The organism is Winogradskyella eckloniae, assembly GCF_013249045.1.
Taxonomy (GTDB): Bacteria; Bacteroidota; Bacteroidia; order Flavobacteriales; family Flavobacteriaceae; genus Winogradskyella; species Winogradskyella eckloniae.
The window spans coordinates 228,833-241,020 of record NZ_JABRWP010000002.1 but is presented as its reverse complement, the minus strand read 5'-3'; the positions used below and the strand labels follow the sequence as shown (position 1 = coordinate 241,020).

Annotated in this window: 9 protein-coding genes; 1 reads left to right on the top strand and 8 read right to left on the bottom strand. The window is 32.1% G+C overall.

Annotated features, from left to right (window positions below; translation table 11 throughout):
- Nucleotides 1–185: 185 nt before the first annotated feature.
- Nucleotides 186–1,433: an oligosaccharide flippase family protein gene (locus tag HNV08_RS04045; protein WP_173279889.1), complete on the bottom strand. Its 1,248-nt coding sequence runs from the start codon at nucleotides 1,431–1,433 to the stop codon at nucleotides 186–188.
- Between the two features lie 287 nt (nucleotides 1,434–1,720).
- Between HNV08_RS04045 and HNV08_RS04040 the strand changes: the two genes are divergently transcribed.
- Nucleotides 1,721–3,781, top strand: coding sequence for a tetratricopeptide repeat protein (locus tag HNV08_RS04040; protein ID WP_173279888.1), 2,061 nt, complete (start codon nucleotides 1,721–1,723; stop codon nucleotides 3,779–3,781).
- A gap of 5 nt (nucleotides 3,782–3,786) precedes the next feature.
- Here the strand turns inward: HNV08_RS04040 and HNV08_RS04035 are convergent, their stop codons facing one another.
- From HNV08_RS04035 to HNV08_RS04005, 7 genes are all read right to left on the bottom strand, one after another.
- Entirely contained in the window at nucleotides 3,787–4,896 is a 1,110-nt protein-coding gene (locus tag HNV08_RS04035; protein WP_173279649.1) for a DUF6090 family protein, read from the bottom strand.
- Nucleotides 4,897–5,087: 191 nt separating this feature from the next.
- On the bottom strand, nucleotides 5,088–5,834 hold the full coding sequence (locus HNV08_RS04030; RefSeq protein ID WP_173279648.1) for a DUF6090 family protein: 747 nt from the start codon (nucleotides 5,832–5,834) through the stop codon (nucleotides 5,088–5,090).
- 191 nt (nucleotides 5,835–6,025) lie between these two features.
- The gene (locus tag HNV08_RS04025) at nucleotides 6,026–8,626 is read right to left on the bottom strand and encodes a T9SS type A sorting domain-containing protein (protein WP_173279887.1); all 2,601 of its coding nucleotides are present in this window, start codon (nucleotides 8,624–8,626) and stop codon (nucleotides 6,026–6,028) included.
- A 330-nt stretch (nucleotides 8,627–8,956) separates the two neighbouring features.
- Nucleotides 8,957–9,673, bottom strand: a complete 717-nt coding sequence (locus tag HNV08_RS04020; protein ID WP_173279886.1) for a LytR/AlgR family response regulator transcription factor — start codon at nucleotides 9,671–9,673, stop codon at nucleotides 8,957–8,959.
- A 9-nt stretch (nucleotides 9,674–9,682) separates the two neighbouring features.
- Nucleotides 9,683–10,000, bottom strand: coding sequence for an Hpt domain-containing protein (locus tag HNV08_RS04015; RefSeq protein WP_173279885.1), 318 nt, complete (start codon nucleotides 9,998–10,000; stop codon nucleotides 9,683–9,685).
- Between the two features lies 1 nt (nucleotide 10,001).
- Nucleotides 10,002–11,054 (bottom strand): sensor histidine kinase, encoded by a 1,053-nt coding sequence (locus HNV08_RS04010; RefSeq protein ID WP_173279884.1) that lies wholly within the window; start codon nucleotides 11,052–11,054, stop codon nucleotides 10,002–10,004.
- Nucleotides 11,054–12,187 (bottom strand): FIST signal transduction protein, encoded by a 1,134-nt coding sequence (locus HNV08_RS04005; protein WP_173279883.1) that lies wholly within the window; start codon nucleotides 12,185–12,187, stop codon nucleotides 11,054–11,056. The genes HNV08_RS04010 and HNV08_RS04005 overlap by 1 nt, the downstream gene beginning before the upstream one ends.
- Nucleotide 12,188: the final 1 nt, after the last annotated feature.

The window sequence follows — 12,188 nt, the reverse complement described above, 5'->3', positions numbered from 1 at the left end:
AATTAATCTTTAGACAAGGCTTTTTTAAACTTCCATTAATAACGCGTAAAAAAAAGCTAAATGCATGATTTTAGTGTAGATAGTTAAGATTTAGACAGATGAATTGACGCTTTTGAACCAAAAAGGTATGAGACGATCTCAGTGTAGAATTTACACTTGTTTTTTAGAGTGATGAGCGTCAGAGATTACTGCTTTTTTAATTTAGAATCGAATACAAAGAAACTCACTTGAATAATTAACAATAAAAACATTGCTACGATTTGCATATGCACGACTTGCTCTAAACTAGCATGATAAAAAATGACTAAAAACATTTGCAACACTCCAAAGACTCCAGAAATAATTACAGGCACATATCTATCTAAAGACAAATAGTAGTAAGCGAAAATGTTAGAGATTGCAAACATTGATGTAGCAATAGCATATTTCCAAAGTAAAGGTGCCATTGCAATATAGTCTTCACCAAAAAGGATATTAATTATTAATTCAGGAAGAATTAAACATCCTAACACAATCACAGCAGAAATTACAGCGATATAACCAACATATTTAAATAATATTGAAGAGGTTTCTTTACCTTCTTTTTTCAATTCTACAACAGCTGGCAATAACAACATAACAAACATCCAAGCAATGAAATATACTATTCTTCCGATTAATGCTAATGATGCATACAAACCTGCTTCGTAAGATTCAAAATAATGTTTAACCAATAGAATGTCACTATTGTTTATAATAATCTGTGTGAGTTCATAAAACGCTGTAAGTAGAAAAAAGTTTCTGATTTGCTTACTATACTTCGCATCTAATTTAGCCGTCTTTTTAAAACTAATTTGTTTCATTTTAAAAGGAAACAAACCAAAAACAAAGGATAATAAAATACCAACAGCAATAACTGGTGCAGATTGAAATTGAAATAAAAGGATTAAACCTAATGTAATTAGCAAACGGCTTAACATTTCGGATTGATAGGTTATAGATAACGATTTAAATGCTTTTTTGCCTTGATAAGCTCCTCGATTTATACTCATTAAGAAATAAAGCGGAACACCACAGCCAAAAATGACAAACATCGTGGAAGATGAGGTATTAAATAAAGCTTTAAGTTGCGTTGAAAAGGCAATAATTAAAACACCAAAACCTAAACCAAATACAAAAGCTTGCTGGTATACTTTGGCTATAAAATTTTTAAATAATTGATTTTCAAATAACACTGAAAATTTTGCCGTCACTAACTGAAATGTCATTGCAACAAAAGATAATACTAATAAAAACGTAATTAATACGGCTGCATCTGCAAAGGCTGTTGGTCCTAAAATACGACCTAGTATTAGATTGTATAAATAGTTACCTCCATTGACCGCTAAAACACTAACCATAAATAATTGTTCTGGCGATAACTTTTTAGATTTAATTGCTGTTAATATTTGCATGATGAGTTGGTATATGTTTTAAAGTAAGGTTTTAAGCAGCTTCTATATGATTAATATTGTCTTGGTAGATCGCCTTGCAACCATTTTTGACTATAATTTTGATGTGGTTTTCTTTAAAAATGCGAATCAAAAAAATATAGTTTCTTAATTTGTATGCGGTTAAATCTGACACAAATATCTTTAACATTTCCGCGTATGCGCTTTCTATTTCGATGGATGACAAGTTGCTGTAGATGAATGGAACATAAATGCGACGTAACTTGCAATAAGTTTAACAAAGACTAATTATGACTTTAAAATCATTTATTAATATTGCCTTTTTCTTTATTATTTTAAGTGCTTCTGCGCAAGACATGCAAGAAGGATTTACGTATTTAGAAACCGGAAATTACAGTAAGGCAGAGACCTTTTTTAGTGGCATATTAAAAGACAATCCAGATAATAAAACAGCACGCTTGTGTTATGGACGTGCTATTGGACTTAATGGTCAACCAAAAGAAGCCAATGCCTTATTTACAAATTTACTTGCCGATTACCCTAACGATTTTGAAGTAAAGCTAAACTACGGCGAATCTTTATTATGGAACAGTAACTTTAAAGACGCTAAGGTTTATTACAAAAGTTTAGTCGCAGAAGACCCTAAAAGTTTTGCGGCATTATTAGGTTTTGCAAATACGCTGTCTAATCTAAAAGAATATGAAGATGCACTTACAACAGTAAACAAAGCTTTAGATGTATCACCTGGAAACCCAAATGCCATGGTTTCAAAAAAATACATCTATTTAGGCTATGCCTACCAAAATCAACAAGCTCAAAATTATGACAAGGCAGAAACACTACTAACTAAAAACCTAGAATTATTTGGAGACGATAAAGACACCTTATTAAATTTAGCCAACTTATATTTAATTTGGAACCAATTAGACAACGCCAAAGCTATTTACGCTAGGTTAGCTGAACAACCAGAACATAAAGTCATTGCTTTAAATGGTTTGGCCTTAGTAGAACACTTAAATGGTAAGGAAAAGAAAGCACTAAGCTTAAGTACAGAAGCTTATAACAGCATTAATGAGACTACAGACAAAGCGATCACCAGACAAACCACAGAGCGATATGCACAAGCTTTAATTTGGAATAAAAAATTTAAATCGGCAACAACCTTAATCGATCAGCTTATTACAGAACACCCAAACGAAAACTGGGTTTTATCGTTGCGAGCTACTTTAAACATTTATAAGAGTAATTTTAAAAAGAGTTTAAACGATTACAACCAAATATTAGTAAACGACAGTACGTCTTTCGATGGTAACCTCGGAAAAGCAAATGTGCTGAAAGCATTAGGTTATACAGATGAAGCGTATACCTCAGCAGAAAACACTTTAAAATTTTACGACAAACAAAAAGATGCAACCAACTTTATTAACCAGCTAAATAATAGCTTTGCACCTACTCTAGAAACAAAAGCCTCTCACACTTTTGATAATGGCGACAATAAGGCTTTTGCTTTTAACAATAATGTTGTATTTCCGTTGTCTACAAAATTTGCCTTATTAGGAAACTATAATTACAGAACCACAAATAACACAGTTACCAACAATAGTGCAACGTCTAACAATCTTTCTTTAGGATTATCCTATAAATTTATACCGAGTATTACCTTTAAAGGAACAGCAGGCATAACGTCTGCAAAAGCAGAAACAGAAGATTACACACAACTTTTAACCGACTTGTCTTTTCATATAAAATCCTTTAAACTTCAAACTTTAGATATTGGATATAAAAGACAAATTGAAAGTTTTAATGCCGATTTATTAGACCGTGAATTGGTGCAAAACAATTACTACGCCAATTACAATTTAGGAACTAATTTTAACCTAGGCTGGTTTACACAATTAATGTATACCTCACAAAATGATGGCAATAAAAGAAATCTATTATTTACGTCATTGTACTACAATATTTTACCCAAACCATCGGTAAAAGTTGGTTTTAATTATCAATACATAACCTTTAAAGATCAAGTACCAACCATTTATTTTAGCCCAGAAAAATTTAATAATTACGAACTCTTTATTAACCTCATTAAAGACGAAGCCATAGCAAAACCTAAAGCCTGGTTTTATAACGCAACAGCGGCTTTTGGTTACCAATTTATAGAAGACGACCCTAAACAAACAGCGTATAGAATACAAGGCGCTTTAGGCTACAAATTCTCTGAACGAAGTTTACTTAACATTTATGGCACTCGTAGTAACATAGCTGCTGCAACAGCAGCTGGTTTTACCTTTACTGAAATTGGTATACGTTTTAAATGGCAATTTATGAAGAAGGCTATTTTTAGAAATTAATAAGCCTACTGAGATAGGTCTATTCCCAACTCCTTTAACACGTTTATGGCATTTTCGTTCTCCGGATTGAGTTGAAGCGATGTTTTGTAATATTTAATGCCGTTTTCTTTATCTCCAATACGTAATAAGCACTCACCATAACTATCGTAAGGATTCCAAGACTCTGGATACAATTCTATGTTAAGCTTGAAAATTTTTATAGCATCTTCTGGCTGATTTAGTGTATTTAAGTAATAATACCCTAAAGAATTTATGTAGCCTTCTGAAATATTATATTCAGGATTGTCTCTGTCTTGGGCATTTATTACCGCAATAATTTCGTCTACTGTTTTACCTGTATTTAACAGCTTATTCAACGTTTTATAGTCACTTGTAACCCTTTCAATGTCCTTGTAAGGATTACCTAACTCTTCATTGATTAACAGAAATAAACTATTGGCATCTTCTTGTATTGATTTTAAATTCCTAAACATATCAAGTTCTCCTAAATTCTTTGCAAAATAGGACGACACTACAATTAGTGCTATTTCTGGATAATTAGCTTCTATTTCTAAATTTTTATAAAGTTCCTCTGATATATTCTTTGTGCCATTTATTGGAATAAGATTTGGGTTATACCCTAGGGCTGTAGCTCTACTGATTTCATTCAAAAAATTATCGTAATTATCTTTACTTGCGGTATGAGACCTATCTTGGTCCGTTTTTAGTTCTATAAGTTTATTTCTAATTTCCGTAGGTATCATTTTTATATCACCTGTGGCTTGTAAAGTTTCTATAGTATTGGTATTAAAGTTAGCATAAGAAGTCGTTGTATAATTAAGTTTTTCAGAACTTAATATTATTGCTTTAGGACTGCTATGAGTGGCTAATTTTTTTACAAATTCATTGTATGATGATAAGTAATTTGCTTCCAAATTATAGATATCATAATGTATTCGGTTGTAATCTTTTGCTAATTCTGTTATTATTTGATGGTAATAATTTTCTAAAATAGCATCGCTTTTCCGTTTTTCATTCCAATTGTTTATTTGAAGTGCAATTACAATTCCAATAACCACAAGGATGATTTCGCCTAAGGCGTATTTAAGATACTTGCGTATTTTACCTTTTTCCATAAGGTTGTATCTTATTTTTCTAAAAAACTTTATCATAATATTCTCAGTTTGTCATTCCGTACTTAGGAAACCATTTTAAAGTTTAATTTAACTTTTGGATGTGCAGAACTGAACCTATTGGTTGGTCTGCTTTCGCAGGAATAACAAAATGTTTTGGTTTTCACTAGCATCGTGCACATAGTTACGTTTCATTATTTTTTTAATTCCTTATTAATAAGAATTTCAATTTCATCCATGTCAGATAAAATTTTCTTGAATCTTATAAGACTACCTTTTTCCGATTCAACCTTCATAAATTGACTCCTTTCTAATATAACAACAAGCTCGATTAAGTTTTTTTCTTCAAATACATATTCTGATAGTTTGGGCTGATTTTGTATGTTTTTAAAGGCAAATTCTTCATTTCCAAACCTATTAGCTGCTGTAGATGTAGCTTCGCCAGCTCGATCATTATTATATTTAGAAACGTTTTCTGTTTGTTCTTTATATTTTTCTAAACGGATTAATTGTTCTCTAATAATAGGTGGTATTAATTTGATGTCACCCGTATTCTGTAATGTTTGTATCGTGTTAGATTTGAATTGAACATTATAAAATTTCCAAGCTAATTTTCTATTTTCAGAAATTATTTTGTTTAATGGTAAATTTGGCTGATTATAGATGTCTTTAAAAGCTCTAAATTTTACCATATTTGAATCTATTCTTGAAGAATGCTCTTTTATATATGCTTTGTCATTCTCAAAATCTTGTAGTAATTGTTTATAATAAACTTGCCTTAAATTTTCAGTTTTCCGTTCATCATTAAGATTGTTTAGTTGTAAGGCAATTAAAATTCCTAGAACAACAAGGATTATTTCACCAATGGCATATTTAAGATACTTAACTGTTTTGCCTTCCGAAAGTAAGTTTTGTCTAATTTTTCTAAAGAATTTTATCATGGATTAGCGGTTTGTGGTCAAAGCCTACTTGGTTATAATATTTTAAAAGCGCTCCTAAATTATTTTTATCTAATTCCTTAAAAAACAAAAGATTACTAAAATATAAATATACTAATAAAATTAAAACCACCACAAAAAAGAAAAGGCAAAAGCTTTCGCTTTTGCCTGATTCTTACTGCTATTAATTAGGGTTATTTTATAATGAGTTTTACTGGTGTAAAATTGTAATGATTGCTTATAATTTTGCAGAAGTAAAGTCCAGAACTTAAGCGTTCTCTATTTATTTCTATGCTATTGTTTCCTGGTATTGTAGTATATATTGTGCTATATACGCGCTTACCTAGTTGGTTATACATTTCAAAACGTACTGTTTCACTTTGGTCAACAGCGAAGTTAATTGTAGCTTTTGAGCTCATAGGATTAGGAAAAACAGTTAAAGTCTCTAAATCCTTTGAGTAATCATCTATGGATAATGCCTCTGGTGCTGAGAATCGTAGGTCGCTAATATTTAATGATTTTGAAGTCATTGTTCCGTTTTCTGCAACCATAGTAAATACTATAGTGACCACATCATTTAATTCTGCAGTATCAAAAGCATTGTTTTCCAAGTCTTCAATCTGTAATGTATACGCTTGTAATTGGTCTGTTAAAGACACGATTGCCTTAAACTGTTCTTCCCAGTTTGTTACACTTTCTTTTACAAAAGTAATTTCTAAATCACCTGTACCTTGTGCACTAAATTGAAAACTTGTGTACTCTGATACGTCTACAGCCTGAAATCTCGGTGTTAAAGCTCTATATGCGGCAACGTAAGTATCTGTAGTTGCATTTAATGTTACGTTTCTTTCTATTGGATAATCTTCCGCAGCAAAGGTATTTGAGTTTGTAGACACCTCGTAAAGACTTACGTTAGTACCAGTTTGAGAGTCATCAATTCCCCAAGGACCATCAGACATAAACAAATCGTCTGGTGTGGCAATACCATCGCCAATTCTAAATCCTATATCAAACAAATTACCTGTTTCTACTCTAAGGTTTGTAATATAGTTTCCGTTAAGGTTAATTGTATAATTTAAATTTTGAAAAGGCTCTGTTTCTGTAGTTCTATAACCTGCGTCTAATGTAATGCTTTGTGTGCCATTTGTATTTACAATCTGTAAATCTAGCCCTCCATCTGAGTAACCTCCACTTTTTACAAACACTGTTGGTGGTGTAGAGATATTATAAGATGTAATTGGTTTCTCTACTTCTAATAAATTTAAAAGCTCTTGTCCTAAGGCATATAAATCATCTATAGAGTTAGACCATATTTGAAAATTATAGAACGTTACGTTAGCTTCATACTGATCTAAATTCCAGTGGCTTTCTATAGCAAAGTTCGCATCGTTATTAACCACTTTTGCAGATAGACTTAAGACAAACTCAAAGGTTCCGTCTTCGTTCTTAATAATAGATTTTATAAATTGTTGTTCGTTAATATCCATTGTAGAGACATTAACTAGTTCTCCACCTAATAGACGATCACAGATATATTTAGTGTGCTCGTAAACACCATTTTCTGTTTTTAACGCTAATACAGAAGCAATAGGACTATTGTTTTTAATATAATCTACAGCGTAAATTTCTGTAGCGTTTGTAATACCTATTAAGTCTGATGGCGACGCTTCTACAGCCTCATCTTCATTAATTGTTGTTAAAGGGATAAAATCTTCTAATGTAAAATTTGAATTCGCACTTTTAGTCGCATAGTTAGATCTTTTTACAGCTTTTGGTGCTGTTGTTGGGTCAAACTTATAACCTGTTTTAGCTCTTTTAAAATTACGTGCATTTATTTGCTCAGCTAATCTGTTGTTACTTTCTAAACCTCCATTATTAGAACTCGATGTTGGTGCTGCAATCACTTCACAAGAACCAAAACCAGAACAAGAAGGATCTTCACAATCTATTAGTCCGTCGCCATCATCATCAATACCATTATCACAAATTTCTTGTAACACAGGAGCTGTTGGGCAACGTGCACCATCATTACTTGCACTAGATGGTCCGAAAGCAAATAAGTTAGATTCTATATCTGCTGCTGTAGATACTGTTTGAACTGCTTGAATAACGTATATCGTTCCGGTTTGATTTGAAGACACATAGAAACGCCCTTCATTATCAAAATAAACAGCACCATAGGTGTAATTTAATCCCGATAAAATTGGCACTTCTCCTAAGGCTGTTACGACACCATTTTCTGGGTTAATACGATATAAAATATTGGTGTTTTTTTCAACGGCATATATGTTACCATCTACTGCATTAAAAGCCCAATCATGTATACTAAGGTTTTGCGATAAAGTCCCAGTAGATTGAAACTGTGTATAATTTACAGATTCAGGATTTAAATCAATTTTATAATATGTTGTTCCTCCACCTTTTAAATAATAAATACCATCTGCGCTCACATCACCTACATAACGATTGCTATTTGGTAACTCATCTATATAATACGTAGTTGTTGTAAAGTCATTACCTATTCTAACAATAGATTTTGCTGGTGTACTTAATGAACCCCAAATAAAACCATCTGCAGGATTATATGCTGCCGCATTAATACTACCTGGCGTAACATCTGCGGCTACCTGATACGAATTCCCTGATGCTAAGTCAATCGCATATACATCGTTATACTGAAATAAATAGGCATTATAATCACAATTAAACGGATCGTTTTGCGCTTGAGTTGAAAACCCACAAAGGGCTAAAGCAAAAATAAATAGTTGGTTTCTAAAAGTGTAAAGTGTTTTCATCTTGTAATCGTATTTGATTCTGAGTCAAAATTACTTGATAAAAGGGCGGCATTTTTACTTTTTCGTTTGTTACAACCCAAACCACGATGGATTGCATTTTAGTGTCGACGAGTAGATTAGTAGCGCTTGCAGCACAGAAAAATAGAGGTATAAAAAAAGGCAAAAATAAAATTTTTGCCTCTAGTTATACTACTAATCCATTTTCTTTAAAACACGTCCTAACTCGTATTTCTGATGCAAATTTAAGAAGGCATGTCTTGAGATTATTTGTTTTTCGTTCACTATGCCGATTCGGCTTTTAAACAACCGTTCTCTGTCGACGAATGGTATTTAAAGTAAATTAAGTCGCTTCATTAACTCCGGACGGTTAGAACGACTTACAGGAATCACATCTTTTTTAATAAGCACGCTATTGTCCTCAATATCAATAATTTTATCTACATTTATAATATAAGAACGATGTACTTTTAAAAATAAATCATCTGGTAGCTTTTCTTCAATCTTTTTTAGTGTAGAATGTACTGTGTAATTTTTTTCTTCGGTTTTTACAAGAATGTAATCTCCTTTGGCTTCAACCAAATAAATACTAGGTATATCTATCTTTATTAAACGTCTATCTATATTTACATATAAATCATTCCCAGAACTTCCTTCTACTTTCTCAACGGATGGTTCTTCTGCTTCAGACGTTGTAACAGTTGCAGCCTCGGCTTTTAAAATCGCTTTCTGAAAACGCTCTGGTGTAATTGGCTTTACTAAGTAATCTACAATACAATCGTATTCAAAAGCTTGAATTGCAAAATTAGGATCTGACGTGGTTAGTATTGTTTTAGGCGGATTTTTTATAGTTTCTATAAAATCAAAACCTGTAAAGTCTGGCATATGAATATCTAAAAACACTAAATCAACCTCATTTTGGTTGAGATACTTTATGGCCTGCATTGCATTAGGAAACGCTTCTAAAACATTTAAACTATCTACATTAGCACATAACTGCCCAATAATAGCTCTTGCTGTAGCTTCATCATCAATAATAATACAATTCATACATGTTTTTTATAACTGTTCTAAAAAGTTGGTCATAGTTTGCAATATCATTTCAAATTCTTCTTGCAGTTCTGTACTGCCTTCTATTAAATTATTTTCAAATGCTACGGCTACATCATAACTTTTCTCAAGGCCTAAAATACTAATTTTATGCTTAAGTTTATGAACGTTATCTGCAGAAAGTTTATTGTTCTTTTCTGCCATGTTTTTAAAATATACGCTTTTCTCCTCTGGGAATTCTGCTTTTATAATGCTTATTAACTGCTTTTCAAAAGCTTCGTCTCCACCAGACATGCTGTGTATATATGATAAATTAGGTTGTTCCATTTTATTGCTTTTTTAGGGTAAAGTAAAAGGTGGTTCCTTCATTAACTTTTGAAGTTAACCAGATTTTTCCACCATATAGATCAACTATTTTTTTTACAATTGAAAGTCCAATTCCTGTAGAATCTACTGTGTTTTCGAGTTTTTCAAAGGTTTTAAATATTTTTTCAAAATAAACCTCTTCTATACCGACACCATTATCCTTTATATAAAACTCCCAATTCTCATCCTTTTCGGTTACACCTATTTCTATGCGACCTTCTTCTTTGTCATTATATTTAATACCATTTCCTATTAAATTTTGAAACAACTGTTGCAATCTGTATTTATCTCCAGAAACGGTTGGTAATTCTGACCGCTTCACAGTGATATGATCTGGTATATGGATAATCGTTAAAATATTGTCTAGCAAGTTATTTAAATCAACATCGTAAAATTCTATATTGTTTTTGCCTATTGTTGAATATTCTAGGATGCCTGTAATGAGGCCATCCATTTTTTCGACATTAGACTTTATGAGATTTAGTGTTTTATTGCCATTATCATCAAATGAACCTCTATAGTCTTCACTTAGCCATGTTGTTAAGGTTTCAATACTGCGTAGAGGCGACTTTAAATCATGTGAAACCATATGTGCATAATCACTTAACTCCTGGTTTTGATGCTCTAATTCTGATAAAAGTGTTTCGCGTTGTTTATTAATTTTTACTATCTCCTTAGTTTGGTTGTCAATTAACTCAATAAGTTTTAATTCATCTAAATCTTTTTCTAGAGTTAAGGCATTACCATCTTTAGAATTAGAATCTGTTATGGTGTCAACTACTCGTCTTAGTTTATCTATAATTTTCTTCTGAGAATCGGCTTCTTCTCTTAGTTGCTTATTTGCGGCAAATAATTCTTCAGAACTAATAGACATTGCTCGTTGTTGCATTTTATACTGATCTTCAAAATTAGTATATGAGCGCTTCACAGCATCTAAAAAATCTACCAATAACTTACTTTCGGCGATATCTTTGCTTAAAAATTTTTTTATTTGTCGTTTTAATAATGAAGACATTATTCGCTAATTAAGGTTATTGTCATGGTTTGGTTATGCAACTGGCAATTGATCTCTGTATTAAATGGTGCTATTTCACCGTAAGAATACAATCCACATATCACCACATCATCGCCTACAACAGACACCACTTCTTCTATTTCTTCTTCTATGCGCTGATCTAATACAAGTTTACGACCAATACAACTCACTAAAATAGCCAATTGCGGTTTGTTTTTTCTTTTTTCTGAGGCTTGAGTCGCTGCTAATTCTGATGCATTGGCAATATTATCAATGTTGGTCATCATTAATTGAACCTTGGAATTTTCTGGTATATCTCCAGCCAAGATCATGGCATTTGTATCTTCTTCAATGTTTAAAATTGTACGTACAAAAGACTGTTTTTCTTCTTCTGATTTTACATTTAATGGATACAATAATGCTGCGCTTGGTAACTCTTTAGATTTGTCTCCTAAATACTTTTTATATAAGTCTAGTGCTGGTTGCCCGTCGAGCTCATACAAAACATTTGATTTTGATTTGGTAACCACACGTTCTGGTCCAAAAGGCGACCAACCACCATATATGGCAAAAGAGGCTTCAAAAGTTGCTCCATAAAACCCAATGGCCACAATTTCACCTTGTTTTGGATTCTCATTGTAAGCGGCTAATGTTTTCTCAAAACGTGCTGCATCACCACAAAGACCTCCTGTTATTAACACTTTATTTTCGGCCGCAGCATTCATTCCTTTGGTTAGTTCACTTCCGTTTATAAAACTGCCTTCTGAAATGACAAAAACATGTTTTAAGCCTTCCTTTGTAAACTGATTTATTAAATTTTTGCCTGTAACAAAACTGTCTAAATCTGAATTGATAACATTACTCGTTTTTATCTCAAATTTCGTTTTTTCAAATTCAATTGCAGTGGCAACCATGCTATCATCAGTTACAAAATAAGCGGTAATATCTCCACTAGTAGAACCAAATACAATATGAGCATCTGGAAACTTTGCCTTTAAATCTGTATATACATTTTCTTCTTCTAGCAGATAACGATTTCCAAAAACTAATATTAACGGTTCTTTTAAGTTCATTTTTTTAGATAAGTACTTCCAATTTTCATTTTTGCGCTTAATTAATTGAACTGTTTTCATA